Here is a 22,057-nt window from a genome sequence, read left to right as displayed (position 1 = left end):
GGTGCTGACCTCGCCCCCCGTACGCCGAGCAAAGACAAGGCAGTTACCCAGGGATACCCGAGTCCGATTATCCCGCGTGGTTCCGCGCGGTCATGTCGCAGTTGCGACCGAAGCTGATGTCGGAGGCATCGGTACTGGTCGTCATTCGCCCGCACATCCGCAACGGGCAAGTCTCTGATTATGTATTGCGCGCACACGCCTTGCGCTTCGAGAAGATGGTTGGTGCGAATGCGAGGAACTGATCTGGGCTAAAACGTCGAGTCCACCGCTCGGCAGCCCGGGGCGGCCTCGACGAGCATGGGAGTCGATACTCTGGTATGCCGCGCAGCCCCGGCCCTACGCTGATTTGACTGCGGCGGGCCCATCCTCGACACGCTTGGGCTATCGATCTGACTGCGCCATTCGCGATCGTGCGCCGGTGGCGTTGACACAGGATGCTGAGACTGCAATCGGCGCTGCTCGTATTTCAGATGTCCTCACCGCAGGCACTGCTGAGATTGAGCGTGGCATCGAGCACCCAGCAATGATGCCACTTTCACTGGTAACGCAGCTTGTGCAGACGTTCAGCCGAAAGAGGAGTTTGGTTCTCGACCCATTCGCGGGGTCGGGGACGACGTTGGTTGCGGCCGCCCAGTGTGGACGTCGGGCGGCGGGCATTGAGGTGGTGCCGCGGTATGCACGATTATGTGAAAAGAGGCTCGCTATCGCATCAGGAAAAGTCGCCATTGAATAAAGTCGCAAAGCCCACTACCGCTTTTCATAATAGTGGCATGCTATAAATATACGAGTGGAACGGATAGTTTGCGCCTCGGGCACGAACTCAATCACGACTCGATGTTGTCAGGACTTCAGTATGGTTGCCGCAATGCCGACATATATAATGATGTTCGAAATGGTGATCTGTCACTTGCTTAGTGACGGGGACCTCAAGATTCGCGATCGGCCTCCCGGGCGTGGCACCGTCGTATACGCGTACGTTTTGCGTATCATTCACTGACCGCTGACTGCTGCCGAGATGAACCGTATCCACGTTTACTAAAGCATTAAACATGGCACACTTTTCGCAGCGGGCGCAAATATATCTGTTTGCGACTGGCACCGCCAGCCCAATTATAACAAATGATAACACCGAGCCGACAAGCCATGCCCAATCCCCCAGTGGCATAATAAAGTAATTTAACAGGATTGTGATCGAGATGGCGATTAAGAGTAGGGCTATGATTATTGCCCAATTCAACAACGCCTGCAGGCGATTATAAAGCACTTTTGTCTTTGCGTCTACCAACGACAGTCCGGGCACAGTGGCATGTTCCAGCGACTGGCGATCCTGCTTGACTTTTATCGCCTTGCGAACGGTGCCTACGATCATCCCGATAGCGACGAGAACCCCCCCACCGATCACAATTGAAGCCTCCTCCTCAGTCCATAAGACGAACACTCCCATGATGGCCGCCAAAGTAAATAGCAGTATCCTGGTAACTACCCATATTGGAAGTGCAATCGCCTCTCCCAAGGTACGGAACATGCGAGCCTTCTCGTCGATTTCAGATGGGGCATTCCCAGGGGTCTGCGTGAAGGCCGGTGAAGGATCGTTCGCCTCGGCGTCACCATGAGACGGTGAAGGTATCTCGCGATCAATGGTAGCTGGAGCCGATTCAACCAGTATCCTGTAGCATGTACTGCACACCATCTCGTTCTGCCATTGTTTCAGAGACTCCAATTTACCAATTGCTCGTTCGCAATTGGCGCAAGACCTCACGACGGAATATTGGGCGGAGTCGTCGGACGATGTAGATCGGCGACGAGAAATTAAGACGTTGCGGCGACAGACTTCGCAATAATAATTGCCTATCGAGTCTTTCCACCGCTTCATGGTGGTAACATCGGTACCGCATTTAATGCACGATTTCGTGGAGGCCGTCATGCTTTAGATTCTCACTCTACGTCCAAAGGTCCAGGGGGCTTGGCTGTTCGACGTCACCCGAGTGAATTGCCGGTGCCTGCCCTTCCCCTTCGATACAAATGGGCAAATGCAGCTTGCCGCTTCTGATGGACCAATAAGGGAGGAATCGCTTACTCGCTGGCAGATGACCTGAGGGGAATCATTCGGAGGCTGGCCGCCAAGTACTTTACCCGTTACCATGACTCCCCCTCCCGTTGTTCGGCAAACCCCCGTACGAACGATACTACATGATCGCCGAATTTAGCTTATCACATCAGGTGCGGCAGGCAAGAGCCAAGGCGGAAATGCGGATCACATGGGAAGATGGTGGTCCGGTCACTTTGCTGATCGGCGTTGGATAGTCGGTCCGGGGCCACTCGTGCGTTCGAATGCCACTCCTCTACACGACCGTCCTAATGTTGTTGACCAACTCCGACGTCGGTTTTTCAGCGCGAATGTGCACCACATGGTCACCTGCTCGTGTGGCCCGAACGGTCTCAGGATAGCTCGATCGGCGTGACAACGTCCTCCATCACCGTCGATTTGCAAGGTTACGCTAGTGCCTCTTTGTCGTTAAAATGTTCAGATCACTACCACATGGTTTGGCGGGGGCGCAGGTGCAGCATCGTCTCCGTGGTCAGGCGACGATGCTGTGCGACGAGATCACTGCCTAAGAAATGCCAGCACGATGAGGACCTAGCATCGCTAGCATGACTTGCTGACGTCGGGCTTCAACCTCAGCCCTCATCCCTTGGTAATGCCACTGCGGTCACATGGATGATATGAAGTCGGAACCATCGTTCGTAAATCAAGAAAGCTCGAAGAGGGAGCGGGATGCGGCAAATGACGATGCAAAAAATAATGCCGCTGGTCTGTGTATTTTCGGACCGACGAGGCTGGATGAAGTAGACGACGATACGCAGTATTTCAGTGGTACCACTTGGAGAGCCTGTAACGGAGCCACGCTAGCCCCATTTCAGTGCGCAGCCTCACCTCGTGTTCGGGATCGTGCCACTTGCCTGCATACTGTTCCAGGAATTGATGGACTGCATGTTCTAAAGGCATCGAGTGCTCAGCATTTTTACTCTTGAAGGAACCCAAGCAACCTCCGAACTTCTGTACGAAACGAGTTTCGTCCTGAAAGAGGTATCGCTTGCACCGATCAAGGTACTCATCGGCTGAGGGGAGTGTGGCTACCTGAGCCGAGACAATCTGGACAAAGACGGTGGTGTAAAATGCCGGATTCTCGATAAGGGTGCCCAGAGCCACACTTCCATCCGTCAAAGGCTGTCGAAAAATGCCGTTTGAAGTTGATTTTGCTCCCGAGAGAAGACGCCCCGCAAGTTCATCGCTCACATTTACAGGTGGAAACTGGCTCTTTAGGTGCTCACCATCGAAACGCAGAACCGTGATCGTAGAAAATCCTAACTCTGCAGCGCAATTTGCAATTCGATACATCAGGGTCGGCACGGATACGTTGGCTTCGGCGGCGAGTTTATTCAATACCAGCTTCCCGATGGGAGCTTGGAGGGCTTGTGCCTCAAGCCACCGTAGGGGCATCAGTAAGGACGCAGCAAGTTCATTTGCCTCTCGCTCTTCTTGAGCATCCGACGTGAACAGGTCGCGATCTCGGGTGAGTTCCAGCCCCGGCGTCCCCCGCACCAAGTGTGCCAACTCGTGGGCTAAGGTGAAGCGTTGGCGGGTAGAGGGGTCGTTGGCGTTTAAGACGATTACTGGGGAACTGGTGGGGATACACCATCCCGCCGCTCCATCCAAGGGCGTCCGCCACCATCGAACTCCAAGCTGCTCCGCGAGCTTTTCTGGCCCGAGCGGGAAGTGCTGTTCAGCGACGCTGAGAGCCGAACCGACATCCATCATCAGATTGGCTCGATACCAAGAGCAATCTGAAGGCTCTGGAGCAATGCCCGTTTGTCGTTAGGGGATAAATCAGCGATATTTTCATCACGTCGAAATTGGACTGCGGCATTTTGATGCAGGCGCTGAAGTAGTACTATCTGCTGTACCAATTCATCGTCTGGAAGATTTTGGAACTCATCCACACCACATGCAACGGGCGCAGGGATTCCCCGCCCGCCCGTGGGCGGACAAGCATCAAGCTCCCTCCAAGCTGTAGCTCGATCATGCGTCATAGAAAAAACCCTGCTCTTTCGCACCCTTAAGGATATCTCGGGCAACCTCCGGTGGCAACTCCCAAATTTCGGAACCGCTTCCTTCATCTACTCCAGTTGATCTAAATCCCATCGACCGGTACGTGTTTTTTGCGATGCTCCCCGTTGGTATCAACAATGCTCTTCCACCAAAACCCAGCAAATTGCTGTCCCGAATGGCATAGTGCAGTAAGCATGAACCACACCCTCTGAATCGTGGATTGGTCACAACCCACGGGCGATTCGATGGGGCGATTGCGAGCCGCTCGACAAACACGCCGAAATGGCCTTTTTCAAGCAGAGAGGATGCTTTTCGCCTGTAGATAATGGCCGATTGCACGTCTCCACTGGCATCTCTCGTAGCCACCTGCTTAAATCCAGGCCCACTAAACTCATTGGATGCTAAGTGATGCCAAGACCAATAGTAATCGACGTCTGCGGTTTCCTTGTCCCAATCCATCCGAAACTGGTTTGCATTCCACCATGTGTCCAAGTGGTCTCGGGCAATATCCGGCGTAATTTCCACAATATCGACCCACTCTTTGTGGCCCGAATCATGTCGCTCAACAAAAGTTTTCTGGTGAAGCTGCATACGAGCAGCGTAGCAAATTCGACTGCGAACAAAGGTGGGATGTTTGATTTTTCGTGCGGCCCTCCCGCACCATTCTATCTACAGGGGATTGACGGCAAAGCAGCCAAGGGTAACGAACTGCGGGGAATTTGGAGGGGAGGGGGCACATTTTGGCTGTTTCAGCCGTTTTCACGCCGCCGTTTCTAGGCCATAAGGCACATATTGTGTGCTGTTTACGATCGTTTTTCGCATCATAAACGAGGTCCGCGGCATCAACCAAAATAGACAGCTTCAATGCCAGCGACCGCCTTCGCCACTATACGAGGATGCCTTGCCAGATAATGGTCACTGATCCCCGACGAATGTCCCGCAAGCGCCCGCACGTGGGCAAGGTCCACGACGTCAGTTTCAGCAGCAGCCGTATACGCGCCATCTCTGATGTGTTGGAATTGAACTTTGTCACCATCCAAGCCACACGCCTTACGAAGGCGCCAGAAGCGCTTTCTCATGGTCGCATCGTTCAATCGGTGTATTCGGTCACTCTTAAAGACAAAGCCGCTGCGGTTGCCTTCTACGGCTTCCAGTGCCTTTACAGTTCTATCCCATAAGACGCCGACTCTGATGATGCTGGTCTTGTTCCGATGGGTTAGGACTGCCTTTTTAGCAAGGTCAATTTCAGACCACTCCAGCGCTGCTACCTCTGATGGATACATGCAAAGGTTCAGTGCCAGTAAAAGAGCCGCTTTCATTTCAACATCAGCAGCATCTAACAACGTGGCGAAGTGTTCCCGACTGATGGGTTCAGGGTTCGGGGTCCGTGCCTTTGGGGGAACCAGTACGGCGCAGCAGTCCAACGCATGACGTACGTCATCAGGGTTCAGACCTCGACGGCGAGAATGGTTTAACACGGTCTTAATGAGTCCGAAACGCTGGCGAGCATAAACGGGGGAAAGGTTCTTTTTCTTGATTGTCTCTAGAATCCCGTCGCCGTAGACGTTGACATTCTCAACGCTCAATTCCCGCAAGGTCCGAACCTTGACGGCTTTCACGAACTCCGCCCAACGGGTTTTAGCCTTTTTAGATTCGGCTTCTGAAAGTCCGGGTTTCTCGACGTACAACGTGCCGACTTCATCCAACGTGGGGGATGGCTTCGGCGTCGGAAGGTTCGCCAACCTTGCGACCTCTGGAATGTCCACTTGTTCGGCGACGTATTCAGGACGCTTGATTAGCTGCTCACGGAACCATGCCCATAATTCGGGTTCGGGGATTTCGGCGAAAACGTCGTAGTCTGACGGCCGAACTGTGCCTTGGGCAGTGGGCAGGATGCGATGTTGAAGGCCTTTCCATCGTTTACCGGATGCCCGCCGACCACGTCGAAACGTGGCGATTGTGATTTCGGCTTGCTTCTGTTCGGCTTGCCATTGACGGAACCTGTTCACCGCCCGCCGTTCATCGGCTTCGCTGAACATCTTCCCCGTCTGGACAATCACCCACCGCCCATCGGATGAACGACGACGCAAGCCGTCGATGTTTTCACCCCAACTGGTGCGGTACGGTTTATGTGGTCTGCCTTTTTTCATGCCTTGAGTTTAAGGCACAATTTTGGGCAGGTCCAGCTTAATGGGCTGGAAACGAAATGGAGCCGGGGGGAGTCGAACCCCCGTCCCGTGACAGTCAATCGACGGCGTCTACATGCATAGTCAATGATTTAATCTCGATCTTGTGGCGACCATCGACAGCCTCCACACGATCCAACTCGGATATTGTTTAGCAACTTGACGTCCAAGCAGCGTCAAGTCGCGAGTCTGCTGATTTTTTGCCTTCAAGCGGCCGCAGACAAACTGCTTGAAGACACGGCTGCACTTTAGGCAGCCAGGCGGGCCGGCGCGAAGCCGATCCGACCAGCGACATTGTCGTTGGCATTTAAAGTTTTGCACGTGGTTTAACGAGGCCTACGTGCACCTCGGCATGCAACCGCCGACCTTCCCTGCCCGGTCGATGCCAGTCGGCCCCAATTGTCAAAGAGCACTTCTATTATATCCCACAACGGGCGCTGCGGCGAACCTTGCGGACAAATCGCCACCGCAACGCAAACATGCGAACGTGCCGCAATCTTGTCACAGCCCGACGTCGAGTGCTAAACTCGACCTACTTTTCAGTCATTCCATTCATTCGAGCCACGCAATAGCAGGGGAGCGATCATGACAAAGAGCAAGAACCTCAACGTCGGGCTGGTGGGCACGCAATTCATGGGGCGGGCGCACGCGAACGCTTACCTGAAGGTCGGGCGGTTTTTCGACCTGCCATTGCAGCCGGTGATGCACACCGCCGCCGGCCGCGATCCGGGCCGAACGCAGGCCTTCGCCGACCGTTGGGGCTGGGCCAACACCACCACCCGCTGGCAGGACATGGTGGAAAGCGATGCCATCGACCTGATCGACATCTGCACGCCGAACAATCTTCATAAAGACATTGCCCTGGCAGCGCTGGAAGCCGGCAAGCACGTGGCCTGCGAAAAGCCGCTGAGCGCCACGCTCGACGAAGCCCGCGAAATGCGTGACGCCGCGAAGAAGGCCAAGCGCAGCAGCAAGGCCCAGACCTTCGTCTGGTTCAGCTATCGCGGTTGCCCGGCACTGGCACTGGCGCGGCAGTTGGTGCAGGATGGCAAGATCGGCCAGGTCTATCACGTCCGCGCCAACTACCTTCAGGGTTGGGGCGGGCCCGCGACGCCGCTGGTCTGGCGATTCCGTAAGGAGTTCGCCGGCTCCGGCGCGCACGGCGATCTCAACGCACACTCCATCGACGCCGCCCGTTTCGTCACCGGCGAAGAGATCACCGAAGTCAGCGGCGCGATCGAAGAGACCTTCATCAAGCAGCGCGAGTTGCCTGGCGATGAAGGCGGCAACATCCGCGGCAAAGGCGGCGCTGCGAAGAAGAAGGGCAAAGTCACGGTCGACGACACGGTCATGTTCCTCGCCCGCTTCAAGGGCGGCGCGGCGGCGAGTTTCGAAGCCACCCGCCTGGCCATCGGCTGTCAGAACGAAAACAAGCTCGAAGTGCACGGCGAAAAGGGCGCGATCCGCTGGAACTTCGAAGACATGAACGTGCTCTGGTACTACAACGCACAGGGTGACGCCGAGACCAACGGCTGGCAGCGGATCATGGTCACCGACGCCGACCATCACCCGTTCGCGCACGCGTGGTGGCCCGACGCGCACATCCTCGGCTACGAGCACGGCTTCATTAACCTTGCCTCAACCATGTTCAACCAGATCGGCGGCGGGAAGCTCGAAGTGCCCATGGCCGACTTCGAAGACGCTTACCAGACGCAACGTGTACTCGAAGCGGCAACGCTCTCCGCGCGAAATCGGGCGCCGGTAAAGATCAGCGAAGTCAAGTAACGTCGACCGCTTCGATAACAGCGAGAACGCATACAACGGCCGCGGCTATAGTCCGAGTTCGCGCTCAACCTGCGCAAACGCATCGACGGCAAAGCACAGGTCGTCGCGCGTGCCGGCGGAGATCGAAGGCGGCCTCGTATTGTCACGATCGTGATAAAGGCACTTCACCTCAGTCAGGCTTGCATCGCTTAGACGCATTGCCGACCTGCGGCTGGCTCATCGTCGTTCGCCGTACCCGGTACGTGAACAGATGCCAGTGGAATTGATGAACATACGGCGATGGCATCGCGTCGCTGCCGGTAGAGCCTGGGGTCGACCACGGCTTTCATGGCAGCTGTGTTCAATTGGCCGGTGAGAAAATGATTGATCGCCTGAATTGTCCGGTCGGGGGTCGTGAGGATGGCGTGATAGTCGACCTCCAGCAGTTGCACAAACGACTGCTGGACCAGAACCCGTCGCGTCTGTTGAAGCTGTTGCTCCAATACGACGGCAAGACGATCTTCCGCCAGGCGGGCGCCTGGTCTGGTAAGGCGTTCGAGCATGACCCGCTGCGAGGCGACGACTTCTTCAATCGGGCGACGCATCAGGATAACGCGGTAATGATGGCGCTCGGGCAGATGCGTGACGAGGCGATGGATGATTTTCACGGCGTGGCCGGCCGCGGCGTCGAGAAACGTGCTGTCGGCCGCGAGCTTCCGGACTCGCGTGAGTTCGTAATAGCCTTTGGGATTGCTTTCGTCGGCCGCCCGTTCATCGTCAGTCAGCGGTGGAATGCCGCCCGCGGCGAGCATCTGCATCATCAGGCTCGTGCCTGATCGCGGCAGCCCTGAAACAACGGTAATGAATGAAGCGTCCGTCACGATTTGCCTCCATGATGGCGGGTCGCGGGCAGCCGAGGCCGACGCTCAGTCCTGATCGCCTTCCAACAGTTCACGCAGCGATCGGTAGGAATGCGTCAGCATGCCGCCGAACCCGGGCCGGTCGGCGAAATGCTCGCGGACCGCGTTGTGCGTTTGCCAGAACGATTCGGGCGACTCGCCGAAGAACGTGATTTGCGGCGTGTCGGTCAGTTCGACCGTCTCCAGGGCGGGCAGGACCCACTTGCCAATCTGCTCGGCGTAAGCCATTTCCGTTTCAACGTGCTCGGCCACGGAGTTGGGGCCGGTCGCGTCGCGACGGTAGGACATGATGCCGATGTAGTCGCAGATGTCCTGAATGTGCTGGTGAATGTTTTTGGTCTGGCCGGCAAATTCGACTTCGCCGTCTTCGCCGAGGTTGTCGTACCAGAATGGGATGTCAGCGGCGAGGGTGAGATGCGGCGCGTGTTCGTCAATGCGTTCGCGGGCCTTGGCGAAGAACTGCGCGAGGCCGAGCATGATCTGTCGGCGGTCGTCGAGGTCCTGCCAGGCAGGCAGGACGTAAGGCTCGATGTCGTAGTGCACGCCGGTGAGGCGGGCGTCCTCGGGCAACGTACTGTCGAAGGCGATGATGGCATCGAGGATCGCCAGCGTGTGGTCGTGATTTTCTTTCAAAGCTTGTTCGGGGCCGCCTTCCAGTGCTTCGACAGCGATGCCATGCTCCGCGGCCTTGCGAATCAGCTCGGCGAGCTGGTCGGGATACTTGAGGGCAGGCGAAGGGCCGCCGCCGCCGTCGAGGTGAATCTGCACCATGAGCATGTTGAAGCCGTACTGTCGGCAGAACTCGATCAACCGATCCTGCTCGGCCTCGTCCGCGACCCATTGCTCCTGCCAGACCCAGAGTCCCTGGATGCCCGTCGGCTGAGCAGGTGGCTGAGTGGCGTCACTGTTCATCTGGGCCCCGTATGCCATAGGCCCGGCAAGGCTGGCGAACAGGACGATCAGGGCAATTCGTACGCCGCGTGCCAGGACAGAAGGGTTGTTTTTCATGGAAGCCAAAATAGCGGTCGGCTGGCGGCCTGTCAATAATTATCTCTTTGTTTGAAATAACTATTGACAGGGGTTCCAAGTTGGGTAAATTGATGTTTGTTCAAATCTGCCATTGAAGGTGCCGTTTTGTTTTATCCCATAAAAATCCTCTCAATAGAGGGAATTGAGGTACTTCCATGAACCGCCGACAAGCATTTACATTGATTGAGCTTTTGGTGGTGATAAGCATCATTTCCCTGCTGATCGGGCTCCTGCTGCCTGCGTTGCAGCAGGCGCGGGCAGCTGCTCGCGCCATGGTCTGCCTCGGCCAGCAGCGGCAGTTGGGCATTGTGCATCAGATCCACCTTGGTGATCAGGACGACTACCTGTTCACGCCGATTGTCAATGACAATCTCTGGCCCTGGTTCTTGGCGAGCCGCTATCCGGAGGCGACCAACAGCCCGTCAAGCATGACTGAGGTTGGGCAGTCGCTGCTGGTGTGTCCGGACGACGCGGAGCCCTATGGTGCACCGGCGCCGCTTGACTATGCGTTCTACAAAGTTGAACGTGGCGGCAGTTATGCGCTGAACTTCGACCATTTCACGAATGGCCCCAGCGGTGGCTGGATCGCAATGGGCGGCAACCGAGCCGGGATGGATCAAAACGACGACCGCAACTGGCGAAGCGAACGTTCGTCGGTGATTCGCAACCCCTCTTCCAACATCATGCTCTGGGACAGCAACGCGCCGCGCGTCGCCAGTGCACCTGAATTTGTGCACTATCGCTTTGACCGTGATTTTCTTGCGATGCTCCCTGATCCGTTGCGTCATGCTGGCGGCGCTGGAAACCTGTTGTTCATGGATGGCCATGCCAGTTCAATGCAACCCGAGGAGATTACGGTTGATTTGATCACATGGGACGGCAGCAACTAATTTCCCAGAACACGCCGACAGGCTTTTCACCTTCGCAGCTTTGGAAATCGATCATGATGGTCCCCCACCACACGCCCGACGGACTGGGCTCGAATCAGGCCACCGCCGGCCAGCGAAATCGCGAGCTGGTCATTCGTCTGCTTCGTCAGCATGGCCAACTCTCGCGACGTCAGCTTTCGGAACTGACGCAACTGCGCAGCTCGACGTTGACCTACATCGCTCGCGATCTGCTGGAGTTGAACATCATCCGCACCGTCGGCAAACGCGTCGGCGGCGGGGTGGGCAAAAAGCAGGAACTGATCGAAATCAACCCCGACTTCGGTTGGTTCGTCGGCGTGAGCCTGGAAGGCGACAGCGCTTCGCTGGTGTATGTCGACGCGGCGGGCGAGGTGATCGATCGCGATCGAATTACCCTCGGCCGCGATGTTTCCATCGTGCCCGAAATGCTGCACACGCGCGTCGAGGCTTGGTTGAAGCGGGCAAGCCAGTCGCGGGCCCGGCTGCTGGGCATCGGCGTAGGCGTGCCCGGCATTGTCGACCCGAAACGTGGCGTGGTGCTCCGATCGCGATGGTTCAATGTCGAGTCATTCGAACTGGCAGCGGCGATCGAAAGTGTGTTCGGCGTGCCGGTGAATATCGACAATGACGCCAACCTCGCTGCCTATGCCGAGTCGTGCATCGGCAGCGGTGTCGGGGCGAACAATGCGGTCTACTTTCTGGTCAACAGCGAAGAGGACGGCTCGTCATACGCGATGCGAGGCATTGGCGCGACCTTCGTGCTCGGCGGGCAGTTGTATCGCGGAGCCCACTTCGCGGCGGGCGAGATTGACAACCTGATCGATCGGCCAAGCGACGTGCTCCTGTCGGCACGCGACCTGCTTGAAATGGCGAAGCCCGAGGGTGAACTGACGGAAGGCCTGAGCAAGCTGTCGCATCGGTTGAGCACGATGCTCGCGGCGATCGTCGACCTGATCGACCCGGAACTGGTGGTGTTTGTGGGCAATGTGCAGATCGCGAACCGGGGGATGCTCGCGTTGATCGCCGAGCAGGTTCGTCGGGATGCGATTCCGGTGGCTGGTCGGACGGTGGCGTTCCGCTCGGGCGAGTTACTGAGTCAAGGTGTGACGATGGGCGCGGCGCTGGTGGCGATCAATCGGCGACTGCTTGGAGCCGACGGCGTGCTGACCGATCCGGAGGCAGACGCTGTGCTGGTCGGTTGAAGTGCGTTCACAAAGTTGATTGGCTTACGGCAGCTCAAGCGTTGCCACGGAAGTGTGCGGCATGAGAATGGAATTGATCCCGATCCCGAAGGCATACAAGCCCGCAAGCGGCACGCTTGCTTTGGGGTCGGCGTTCGGCATGGCAATGGACACCGCGGCGGAGCGGGGGCTGACCTCACGTGAGCGAGATGCGTTGGTCGACTGGGCGGCGCAGCAAACAGGGTTGACGGCGATCGCCGACGGTGCCGCGGGCAACGGTCGGCCGACGGTGCGCTTGTCGCTGGTCGCGTTAAGGAAGGATGAAACCGCCGAGTCGTATCGCCTGACAGTGAGCGAAACCGATGTGCTGATTGAAGCTGGCGCTGCGGCGGGGTTGCAGTACGGCCTGACGACACTCGGGCAACTGTTGAAGTGGGACGGATCGCGGCATCATGTGCGTGCGTTGTGCTGTTGTCGTATTGAAGACACACCGCGGTTCGCCTGGCGGGGGCTGATGCTTGATTCTAGCCGACACTTTCAGTCGGTGAGCACGATCAAGCGGGTGATCGATTTGTTGGCGTCGCTGAAGTTGAACCGACTGCATTGGCACCTTTGTGATGATGAAGGTTGGCGGCTTGAGATCGAGCGTTACCCGCGACTGACGGAGGTGGCGGCGTGGCGGGGGTCGGGGGCGGATCGCGAGGGTGGCTATTACACGCGGGCCGACGTTGCGGCGGTGGAAAGCTACGCGGCCGACCGTGGCGTGATCGTAGTGCCCGAGGTGGAGATGCCGGCCCACTGCAATGCGGCGCTGGTGGCTTACCCGTCGTTGTCCTGCTCGGGCGAGGCGATTCCGGTGGGTGGCCGCGGCTGGGATGCGTACACGGCGAAGGCTGGCCGACGTGTCTTTTGCGCGGGGAAGCCGGAGGTCGAGCAGTTTCTGTTGAACGTGATTGACGAGGTCGCGTCGATGTTTCGCTCGCCTTATATCCACCTCGGCGGCGACGAACGGCCGGCGGGCTTGTGGGAACAGTGCCCACATTGCCAACAAGCAATGAAGACCCATGGCATCGCCAACGAAGCGGACTTGCAGACGTGGTTCATGAAGCAGATCACCGAGCGTGTGCAGGCCAAACTGCCGCTTGAAACGATCGTGTGGGCCGACAACCTCGGCCCGGGTATGCCGAGCGGACAGATCGTGCAAGGCTGGCATCCGGGGCAGTCGGCGAAGGCCGCGATGTTGGGGCATCGCACGATCAACTCGAATCATGAATGGGTGTACCTGGACTACCCGTGGTCGGAAGCGGTCGCGTGCGAGAAGCCGGACTGGATGATCGTGCTGCCGTTGGAAAAGGCGTATCACTTCGAACCGATCCCCGACGGGCTGGACGCGCAACTGCACGATCGCGTGCTGGGCAGCGAGATGGCGATGTGGACCGAGTTTGTGCCCACGGAAGCGAAACTGTTTGAGCATCTGCTGCCTCGACTGGCCGCGTTCAGCGAAGCGTTGTGGTCGCCGCGGTACGGGCGCAGCTTCGATGGGTTTCTGCATCGGCTTGGCGTGTGGCGAACAATGCGGGCCGGCCTTGAGCCGAGGCTTGCCGAGGGGCTCGCCGACTGGCTGGCGCTCGCGCCACGGATGGACCTGCCGCACAGTCAGGCTTCGACGTCGGACACGTCAACTGATGGCGTCGCCCTCGGCCGGGGATGAATATGGATCGGATGGTCGGCTTGCGTCGGCCACATGCTGATGAATTTGCAATGCGTTTCGAAACATGGTCTGCATAACCCTTGGAAGGAGAGTCTCATGTCTCAGAAAGTAAAGACAGGCGTATCGGTTAACCGTCACTTGTTGGCCTATTCCGCAGCGGCGGGATTGGGCGCGTTCGCTGTCGGGCAGGCGGCCGACGCGGCGATCATCTTCACCGACATTGACGATGTCACCATCGGCCAAGGTGAAGGGCCGATCTACATCAACCTCAACGGCGATGACCGCAACGAGTTCGCCATCTCGGCATTCAATTCAAGCATCCGCGTCAATCCTTACAACCTCGGCCAGCAGGACAGCAAGGTGCTCACCAGTGATGGCGATTACTACGTCTTTGCTTTCCAGGCAGGCGAGTCGATCGGACCGGGTGCCTCGTTTGCCAGCGGCGCGAATCTCGCCGCACTGAACGCTTACAACTTCGTCGGCACGGGCGGCTACGTCGGTGTGCAGTGGGACATCGGCGAAGGTGATGTGCGCTTCGGCTGGCTTGAAGTGGACATCACCGGCGAAGGGGCGGGGCTGACCGTCACGCTCAAGTCGTTCGCCTACGAAGAAACGCCCAACACTGCGATCGAGGCCGGTGCGATTCCCGAGCCGGGGTCGCTGGCATTGCTCGCCGCGGGCGCCGGCGCGCTGGCGTTCCGTCGTCGCAGGCAAGTCGCGTGACCAACCGGCTTGATCAGCAATGGGCCGCGGCGTGATTTGCCCCAATGATCGTCGCGGCCCTTCCTTTGTTCGTTGTCCAGACGTGTGGCCTGCTGTCGCGAGCGGCGGCGGCGGTTCGCGTTATATGGAGCGATCCAATGCAACCAATGTTCATCTGCCTGTTCGTCGGCCTGGTGCTTGGCGCATTCGCCAACGTCACCTTCGCCCGCGAGATCGAGTTCGCAGGCCGCAACTGGACGGTCCGCTCCGGCTACGGCGGGCCTGGCCCGAACAACTGGTCTGCCAGCACCGAAAGCGTCTGGGTGGATGACCAGGGACACTTGCACCTGCAACTCCGCCGCGTCGGAAGCATGTGGTACGCCGCGGAAGTTGTCTCGACCGAAACGTTCGGCTACGGCGAGTATCGCTTCCAACTGGCAAGCGACGTCGAACAACTCGACCCCAACGTCACGCTCGGCCTGTTTACCTATCTCGACGATGAGAACGAAATCGACATCGAGTTTGCGCGATGGGGCAATGCGAACAATCCGGCGGGCAACTATGTCACACAGCCCGCCGCCACGCCGGGCAATACCGAAACGTTCGACCTCAACCTTACAGGCAACCATTCAACCCATCGCTTCAACTGGACGCCTGACGCGATCGAATGGCAAAGCCATCACGGCCACTACGGCAGCAACCCGCCAGCATCGCACCTCATTCACGAATGGACGTACACCGGCAGCGACATCCCCGTGCCAAGCGGTGAACGGGTACACATGAATCTCTGGCTGTTCCAGGGCAATGCGCCGGCTACGAACGACTCGATTGAAATCGTCATCACGAACTTCGAGTTTGTGCCCATCCCTGAACCGACAAGTCTCGTGGCAATGCTCGGCGGGGCGATCAGTCTTGTCATGCGTCGACGAACATCCTGATGCAAAGGTGAACCGAATCATGAGTGAACGCAAAGCCAGTCGTGTGTTGCTTGTCGGCTGGGATGCGGCCGACTGGCAGATCATTCGGCCGTTGATCGACCAGGGGCGCATGCCCACGCTCGCTCGCTTGATTCAAGCGGGCACGTCGGGCAACCTTGCCACCATTCGGCCGATCCTTTCGCCGATGCTGTGGAACTCTATCGCCACCGGCAAGCGGGCCGACAAGCATGGCATCCACGGCTTCGCCGAGCCCACGCCCGACGGTCAGGGTGTCCGCCCGGTCACCAGCACGAGTCGTCGCTGCAAGGCCATCTGGAACATCCTCTCACAGCATGACCTGTCGTCCATTGTCGTCAACTGGTTCGCCAGTTACCCTGCCGAGCCGATTCGCGGCGCGGTCGTGTCCGACCGATACGCCGCCGCTTCCGGCATCCCGCCGGCGCAGCGCAACATGCTACCGGGAACATTTCACCCGGCCGACCTGGCGGAAGATCTCGAACGATTAATCGTCACACCCGACATGCTGGACGTCGCCACGCTGACCAGCTTCATCCCGCGTGCGGCAATGATTGATCAGACGAAAGACGATCGCCTTGCGAAGCTGGCTCGCCTGATTGCACAGATGACAACGGTGCATGCGTCGGCCTGTCGGCTGATGAGCAGTCGCGAGTGGGACTTCGCCGCCGTTTACTACGAAGGCATCGACCAGTTCGGCCACGTGTTCATGCCGTATCGCGCGCCGCGGATGGACGGAGTGTCGGAGCAGGATGCGTTGATCTATGGCGAAGTGATCGACCGCTGCTACCAGTTGCATGACATGATGCTCGCCACGCTGCTGCATCACGCCGGCGAAGATACATTGGTAATGCTGGTCAGCGATCATGGCTTTCACAGCGACGCCGCAAGGCCGAGCGCCAACGGCATGCACAACCCTGAAACGTGGCATCGCCCGTTCGGCATCGCGTGCATGAGCGGGCCCGGCGTCAAGGCGAACGAAACACTGTATGGGGCGACATTGCTGGACGTCACGCCCACAATCCTAACAGCCTTCGGCCTGCCGGTCGGCGCGGACATGGACGGCCGACCGTGGGTCGAGGCCTTTGTCGAACCGACCACGCCGGAACAGATATTCAGCTGGGACGCCCTCGTCGGCAACGACGGGATGCATCCGCCCGAAACGCGCGTCGATCCACTGGCAGAGGCCGAGGCGCTGCGGCAACTCGTCGACCTCGGCTACATGGAGCCGCTGTCCGACGACGCGCAGGCGAACGTCGATCGTACAGTGCGTGACATGAAGAAGAACCTCGCGCTCGCCCTGTCCGACAGCCAGCGGGCAGCACGCGCCATTCCGCTATGGGAGGAACTCAGCCAGACTGAAGGCCTGGACCCCGACCCGTTCCTCATGCAGATCGTGCGCTGCCACCTCAAACTCGGGCAACTCGACGCCTGTCAAGCCACGCTCGACCGTCTGCGCCCTGACACTCGATCACACCCGATGGTCAAGCTGACGCAAGCTCGCATACACCTTCAACGCGGGGAGTCTGCCGACGCGGCCAGGCTGTTGCAATCGCTTCAAAGCCACACCTCAACACTGCCGGAAGTCGCGATCCAGTTGGGCCACGCTCATCGCCAGGCCGTCGAGTTAGAGGCCGCGAAAACAGCGTATCGGCGGGCCCTCGAATTGCGGAGCGATTCCGCCGAGGCAATGCATGGCTTAGCTCTCATCGCGCTCGCTCAACAACGCCCGCAAGAGGCGGTCGACTATGCGTTGCGTGTCGTCGCCCTTGTCCACCATTACCCACAGGCGCACGAAACGCTCGGCCGATCGTTGGCCGCCGTAGGCCGAACAGATCAGGCCGTTCTGGCACTGCGCACTGCGGTCCGCATGGCTCCATCATTAAAGCTTGCGAACCGCCTGCTCGCCGAGCTTCATACGCAGGCCGATCAAAATGCTGGCCAAGCATGGCAACATGAGCTAATGGGCCGTACCAGCGGAGCGTAACGAAAAGTTGAGGATGAGCAGTTGAAAAAGGCGACGTCCCTTTTTTAGGCAGTAATGACGAAGCATTGCGAGAGATAACAGAAAGCCAGCGGCCGGATTTGAACCGGCGACCTGTGCTTTACGAAAGCACTGCTCTGCCACTGAGCTACGCTGGCGGGTAATCGGACTCGGGTCATGTCATGCAAATGACGAATTTCCCGATGAGGCGCTCTTTGCTCGCGAATTCTACGGAATTTGACGAAACTGGCAAGTGCCAGGCCGGGGATCGGCCAGGGCCAGCCATTCATTCGCCTGTCGGCGGAGGGAACAAAGCGGTCGAACGGGTCCGGGCGGACTCCTCCAACCAGCCGGGCATCGGCAGGCCGTGCTCGCGATACCACGCTACCGGATCGGCTTGCAGCATCTGAACTATCGTCCGCAGCGCCTCGCTCAGCCGACGACGTGGCTGCCAATCCAGCCAGGCTTGCGCTCGCGAGATGTCCAGCGAATAATGATCATCAACATGGTCGATCGCCTCCCCCACGACGAACGGCTCTTCCCCCACCGGCACCCGGCCTCGCACCCACGCGCCCGCCTTCGCCCGTGATTTGGGGATCGACTGCGTGGTCCACGCCTGCCCATACAACTGCCACGCCACCCGTTGTTGAATACGGCCATAGCTGAGCGTTTCCGGCTCGCCCACCAGCAACACGCCATACTCCGGCAGCGCATCCCGTCGACCGATCACACACTCCAACGCCTCGGCCAGATCATCGCGATGCAACATCGCCCTGCCGTGCGCTACGTTCCCCGGATACACCTCCGCCAACATCTGCCGTTCGTAAATGCGCTGCACCTGACGTGCCAGCGACGGCGCGTGGCAGACGTCGTCGTACAAGTCCGCCAGACGGAGCGTTACCGTCGGCGTCGCCCCGCCATGCTCGCCCAGCCACCGCTCAGCCGCCGCAGCGGAGCGGCCTCGCGCGTCCCTCGGCTCGATGGGCCAATGCTCGTCAATCCGCTGCCCCGGCTCACACGACGCGTGCACGAGCATCGTGCTGGTGTAGATAAACTGCCTCGGCGCCAACGGCCGAGCGTGCTCAAACACTCGCCGAGCCGCTTCATCACCGGCGTGATCTTCCGCCAGATGCACCACGCTCGCCAGTCGATCACCAGCCAACCGGTGCACCAAGGCCATCGCCTCCGCCAGCGATCGCTCGGCCGTGATGTCGCACGGCAAGTGCTCAACGCCTTCGATCAACGTCGTCGGCTCAACCCGGCCCAGGCCGAGCACGCGGCAACGCGCCGCCAGTCGTCGTACGACCGCCTGCCCTGTCAATCCGCTGCTGCTGGTGACGACCACCACAGGCCGGTCGTCACCAGCAGGCGATGCATTGGGACGGATCATGACAGCACACCTGGTGAGGCTCACATCACCCTGCAACTCGCATCATGTCTCACGCAGCGCGACTCGGCCGGGAAATGTCCTTCAACAACTCGGCCGTCTCGTGTTCCGTCGCGCGGCGGGCGATGTCCGCCTGGCTGATGATGCCCAGGCAATTGCCCTCGTTGTCCACCACCGGCACGCGACGAACCTGATGCTCCTCCATCAACTGACAAACCTCTTCTTCGCTCGTCTCCGGCGTAACAGAAAATGTCTGTCCCGTCATCGCGTCTTCCACATCACATTCAAGCGGGTTCATCGACTCGGCCACCAGTCGCACGACGATGTCGCGGTCTGTCAACATGCCGATCAGCTTCCGCCGTGATTCGCTTTCGACAATCGGAATCGCGCCGATGTCGTGTTCTTTCATCTTCTTCGCCGCGTCGGCCACGCGCGTGGTCGGCGTGCAGCAGTGAATCGACGTTGTCATCATTTCGCTCGCTTGCATGGTCAGGCTCCTTCGCACGGCAAGGGGTGTCACGTTCGGACTGCTTCGCTCGCAGCCCGTCGCTTGACCGTAGATCGGCCATCCTCGCGATTCGACTCGCCAACGAAAAAACCAGCAGTTCCCCCATCACGCCATCATCGTGCCCCACTCTGCCAAGCCCGACAAGCCACCTCATGTCCATCACCCTCTCATCCGGCATGGACATGAATCTCGGGTGCGCTGGAAGCCCACGGATTCAATCCGTCGGCGTTGTCAGCCTCATACACACAGTCCATGGTTGATGGGCAACTCAATATCACACCACCGTCGTCGTCGCAGCGGGCAGGTGCACAATCTCACCCGTATCGCGACGCACGATCAGCCCGGCGTGTGCGTCCAGGTCGAGTACCTGCCCCGTCACCGGCCGACCGTCGCTCAGCAGCGACACACGCTGGTGCAACATCGTGCACCGCTGCCGCCATCGCTCAAGCAAGACCGACACCGGCGTGCGCTGCAACGCCTCATCAATCGCCAACACCACCGCCGCCAGCACCGCCAGCCGATGCGTCCGCACGCCCAGCATCGCCAGGCTCGTCACCCGCTCGCGCAGCGTCGGCTCATCGCTCGGCAAGTCGTCCGCTTGCAGATGCGTGTTCACCCCCACACCGATCACCGCCGCCGTCGGCTCGGCCTCCACCAGCACGCCCGCCAGCTTCCGCCCATCCACACACACATCGTTAGGCCACTTGATCCCCACTGCCGCCTTCCCACCCAACGCCCGCTCCAACGCCTCCGCCACCGCCACCGCCGTCGCGAACATCAGCCGATCCACCGTCGCCTCGTCGTCGCCCACGTACACTCGGCTGAACGCCAGCCCCGCCCCCGCCGGCGCCACCCACCGCCGACCCAGTCGACCGCGACCGGCTGACTGCTGCTCCGCCACCACCAGCGCGCCGTCTGCCGATCGGCCGTACGCCGCGATCAAGCCCCGGCAAACGTCCTGCGTGCTGCCTGTCTGCCGATACACCGCCACATGCCGCCCCGCCCCCAGCCGCCACGCGAGATAGTCCTGCCACGTGCTCAGCCCCGCCTCCGTCAGCGTCACGCCATGCTGCGGATGCTCGTCCAACTCGCACCCCGCCGCCCGCAGCCTCGCCAGTTCCGCCATCGCCTGCTTTACCGACAGCCCGCACCGCAGCGCCACCGCCTCGACACCCATCGGCCCCTCGGCCGACAGCAGCACATCGAGCACCGCCGGGTCAATGATCGGGTTGGATGCGGAAGCCTGAGTCATGGCACGCTCACCCCACATGATAAAGCCCGGAACGGGTGTTCCGGGCTCATCAATTCAAATCTTCAATATGCACCGCCCCAAACGCCCGTGCCCGGCGTGCTCGCGTCACACACTCGCCATCGTCTCGCGCTCGGCCGACGTCTCATCCGACTCCGGCAGCGGCGGATAGAACCGCGAACCTTCCAGCCGAACCCGGCGGTTCATCGACGGACCCTGCGGCAGCTTCGGCCCGAGGAACATCGTCGCCAGCCCCACCACCACGTTCGCCACGAACAGCCACAGCCCGAACAGCGGCAGGCCGTCCGCCATCGTGTTGTTGGCAAACACCAGCGCGCCCGTGAGCAGCAGCATGATGATCACCATCGGAATCAGCGCCCGCCACGCCAGCGTCATCAACTGGTCAAACCGCAGCCGCGGCAGCGTCCAGCGAATCCACATCATCACCATCAGCAGCAGGAAGATCTTGCCCGCGAAAACGCCCGCCTTCAGCAGCACGACGAAGATACTCTCCGTCACCACCGGCAGCACCGCCATGAACGGCAGCAGGTCCCATCCGCCGAGGAACAGCAGCACGAAAAACGCACAGCCGGTCACCATGTGCATGTACTCGGCCAGGAAGAACAGCGCCCACTTCATCGAGCTGTACTCGGTGTGGAAGCCGCCGACCAGTTCCTGCTCCGCCTCCGCAAGGTCGAACGGAGCGCGGTTGGTCTCAGCCAGGATGCACACGAAAAACAGGATCGCCAGCAGCGGGTGCAGGAAGATGCCCCACGTGCCCGTGCCCTGAAGGTTGGTCATCAGCCCCGCGTCGGTGGTCGCGTAGGTCAGGATCATGATCAGCACGATCGCACCCATGGGGATTTCGTAGCTGAGCATCTGGGCGGTCGCCCGCAGGCTGCCGAGGAAGGAATACTTGTTGTTCGAGGCGTAGCCGGCGAGCACGACGCCGTACACCGCCAGTGAGGAGATCGCGAGGATGAACACGACGCCGATGTTGATCGGTGCGACGGTGACGCTGACCAGCCCGGCCTCGATCTCGCCGAGGATCGGCAACGTCAGGCCCGGGAAGTAGTACACCCCGCCCCAGGGGATGACCGCCCAGGCGATCAACGCAGGCACGACCGCCAGCGCGGGAGCCAGGAAAAACAGCACCTTGTCCACGTGTGGCGGGTTGTAGTCTTCCTTCACCAGCAGCTTCAAGCCGTCCGCCAGCGCCTGCCCCAGCCCCCAGTGCATGCGGCGCATGATCCCGCCGAGCCCGACGCGGTCCCAGATATCGTGCAGGCCGAACGAGAGGTTCGTCCGGTTCGGGCCGATGCGGTCCTGCGTCCACGCGGCGACCTTGCGCTCGGCGAAGATCAGATACGCACACGCGATCAGGATCACGTGCACGACGATGGTGATGGTCACAATGCTGACGAAAAACTGGGCGCTCATGAGATTTTGCCGCGTTCGGGGCTG

General features: G+C 59.7%; 19 protein-coding genes, 1 tRNA gene and 1 other RNA gene. 8 read left to right on the top strand and 13 right to left on the bottom strand.

Translation table 11 applies throughout. The annotated features are described in order from the left end of the window. Positions 1 to 184 precede the first annotated feature (184 nt). The gene (locus ACERK3_19395; protein MFA9480438.1) at positions 185 to 733 is read left to right on the top strand and encodes a site-specific DNA-methyltransferase; all 549 of its coding nucleotides are present in this window, start codon (positions 185 to 187) and stop codon (positions 731 to 733) included. An 87-nt stretch (positions 734 to 820) separates the two neighbouring features. Here the strand turns inward: ACERK3_19395 and ACERK3_19390 are convergent, their stop codons facing one another. The 6 genes from ACERK3_19390 to ssrA form a co-directional block, all read right to left on the bottom strand. Beyond that, positions 821 to 1,525 (bottom strand): hypothetical protein, encoded by a 705-nt coding sequence (locus tag ACERK3_19390; GenBank protein MFA9480437.1) that lies wholly within the window; start codon positions 1,523 to 1,525, stop codon positions 821 to 823. A 1,344-nt stretch (positions 1,526 to 2,869) separates the two neighbouring features. Continuing rightward, on the bottom strand, positions 2,870 to 3,820 hold the full coding sequence (locus ACERK3_19385; protein ID MFA9480436.1) for an ImmA/IrrE family metallo-endopeptidase: 951 nt from the start codon (positions 3,818 to 3,820) through the stop codon (positions 2,870 to 2,872). Beyond that, positions 3,820 to 4,002 carry a hypothetical protein gene (locus tag ACERK3_19380; protein MFA9480435.1) on the bottom strand — a complete coding sequence of 61 codons (183 nt, stop codon included), beginning with the start codon at positions 4,000 to 4,002 and terminating at the stop codon, positions 3,820 to 3,822. Before ACERK3_19380 ends, ACERK3_19385 begins: the two co-directional genes overlap by 1 nt. 79 nt (positions 4,003 to 4,081) lie before the next feature. Next, positions 4,082 to 4,702 (bottom strand): hypothetical protein, encoded by a 621-nt coding sequence (locus ACERK3_19375; GenBank protein ID MFA9480434.1) that lies wholly within the window; start codon positions 4,700 to 4,702, stop codon positions 4,082 to 4,084. 251 nt (positions 4,703 to 4,953) lie between these two features. Beyond that, positions 4,954 to 6,261 (bottom strand): tyrosine-type recombinase/integrase, encoded by a 1,308-nt coding sequence (locus tag ACERK3_19370; GenBank protein MFA9480433.1) that lies wholly within the window; start codon positions 6,259 to 6,261, stop codon positions 4,954 to 4,956. 54 nt (positions 6,262 to 6,315) lie between these two features. Further along, positions 6,316 to 6,694, bottom strand: a transfer-messenger RNA (tmRNA) gene (gene ssrA, locus ACERK3_19365). A gap of 188 nt (positions 6,695 to 6,882) precedes the next feature. Between ssrA and ACERK3_19360 the strand changes: the two genes are divergently transcribed. Then, complete coding sequence (locus ACERK3_19360; GenBank protein ID MFA9480432.1) at positions 6,883 to 8,082, top strand: Gfo/Idh/MocA family protein; 1,200 nt, start codon at positions 6,883 to 6,885, stop codon at positions 8,080 to 8,082. A gap of 188 nt (positions 8,083 to 8,270) precedes the next feature. On the opposite strand, the gene ACERK3_19355 is transcribed toward ACERK3_19360, so the two are convergent. Both ACERK3_19355 and ACERK3_19350 read right to left on the bottom strand, forming a co-directional pair. Beyond that, positions 8,271 to 8,942, bottom strand: coding sequence for a sulfotransferase family protein (locus ACERK3_19355; GenBank protein ID MFA9480431.1), 672 nt, complete (start codon positions 8,940 to 8,942; stop codon positions 8,271 to 8,273). Positions 8,943 to 8,987: 45 nt separating this feature from the next. After that, positions 8,988 to 9,893, bottom strand: coding sequence for a hypothetical protein (locus tag ACERK3_19350; GenBank protein ID MFA9480430.1), 906 nt, complete (start codon positions 9,891 to 9,893; stop codon positions 8,988 to 8,990). Positions 9,894 to 10,165: 272 nt separating this feature from the next. Here ACERK3_19350 and ACERK3_19345 point away from each other — a divergent pair, with 272 nt between their 5' ends. From ACERK3_19345 to ACERK3_19320, 6 genes are all read left to right on the top strand, one after another. Continuing rightward, positions 10,166 to 10,900 carry a type II secretion system protein gene (locus ACERK3_19345; GenBank protein ID MFA9480429.1) on the top strand — a complete coding sequence of 245 codons (735 nt, stop codon included), beginning with the start codon at positions 10,166 to 10,168 and terminating at the stop codon, positions 10,898 to 10,900. Positions 10,901 to 10,953: 53 nt separating this feature from the next. Continuing rightward, entirely contained in the window at positions 10,954 to 12,120 is a 1,167-nt protein-coding gene (locus tag ACERK3_19340) for an ROK family protein (protein MFA9480428.1), read from the top strand. Positions 12,121 to 12,181: 61 nt separating this feature from the next. Next, entirely contained in the window at positions 12,182 to 13,810 is a 1,629-nt protein-coding gene (locus tag ACERK3_19335) for a beta-N-acetylhexosaminidase (protein ID MFA9480427.1), read from the top strand. A 96-nt stretch (positions 13,811 to 13,906) separates the two neighbouring features. Beyond that, entirely contained in the window at positions 13,907 to 14,533 is a 627-nt protein-coding gene (locus ACERK3_19330; GenBank protein MFA9480426.1) for a PEP-CTERM sorting domain-containing protein, read from the top strand. Between the two features lie 137 nt (positions 14,534 to 14,670). After that, positions 14,671 to 15,450 (top strand): family 16 glycosylhydrolase, encoded by a 780-nt coding sequence (locus ACERK3_19325; protein MFA9480425.1) that lies wholly within the window; start codon positions 14,671 to 14,673, stop codon positions 15,448 to 15,450. Positions 15,451 to 15,469: 19 nt separating this feature from the next. Beyond that, the gene (locus ACERK3_19320; GenBank protein MFA9480424.1) at positions 15,470 to 17,452 is read left to right on the top strand and encodes an alkaline phosphatase family protein; all 1,983 of its coding nucleotides are present in this window, start codon (positions 15,470 to 15,472) and stop codon (positions 17,450 to 17,452) included. Between the two features lie 83 nt (positions 17,453 to 17,535). Here the strand turns inward: ACERK3_19320 and ACERK3_19315 are convergent. The 5 genes from ACERK3_19315 to ACERK3_19295 all read right to left on the bottom strand — a co-directional run bounded on the left by ACERK3_19315 (position 17,536) and on the right by ACERK3_19295 (position 22,033). Further along, positions 17,536 to 17,607 (bottom strand) — tRNA-Thr (locus ACERK3_19315). A gap of 128 nt (positions 17,608 to 17,735) precedes the next feature. After that, a complete protein-coding gene (locus ACERK3_19310) occupies positions 17,736 to 18,839 on the bottom strand; it encodes an NAD-dependent epimerase/dehydratase family protein (GenBank protein MFA9480423.1) in 1,104 nt (367 codons plus the stop codon). A gap of 49 nt (positions 18,840 to 18,888) precedes the next feature. Further along, positions 18,889 to 19,323 carry a CBS domain-containing protein gene (locus tag ACERK3_19305; protein ID MFA9480422.1) on the bottom strand — a complete coding sequence of 145 codons (435 nt, stop codon included), beginning with the start codon at positions 19,321 to 19,323 and terminating at the stop codon, positions 18,889 to 18,891. A 295-nt stretch (positions 19,324 to 19,618) separates the two neighbouring features. Continuing rightward, a complete protein-coding gene (locus tag ACERK3_19300) occupies positions 19,619 to 20,596 on the bottom strand; it encodes a biotin--[acetyl-CoA-carboxylase] ligase (GenBank protein ID MFA9480421.1) in 978 nt (325 codons plus the stop codon). 105 nt (positions 20,597 to 20,701) lie between these two features. Continuing rightward, complete coding sequence (locus ACERK3_19295) at positions 20,702 to 22,033, bottom strand: NADH-quinone oxidoreductase subunit H (protein ID MFA9480420.1); 1,332 nt, start codon at positions 22,031 to 22,033, stop codon at positions 20,702 to 20,704. Between the last annotated feature and the right edge of the window lie 24 nt (positions 22,034 to 22,057).

The organism is Phycisphaerales bacterium AB-hyl4, from assembly GCA_041821185.1.
Taxonomy (GTDB): Bacteria; Planctomycetota; Phycisphaerae; order Phycisphaerales; family Phycisphaeraceae; genus Natronomicrosphaera; species Natronomicrosphaera hydrolytica.
The sequence above is the reverse complement of the archived record's forward strand: the minus strand, read 5'-3'. Positions and strand labels throughout refer to the sequence as shown.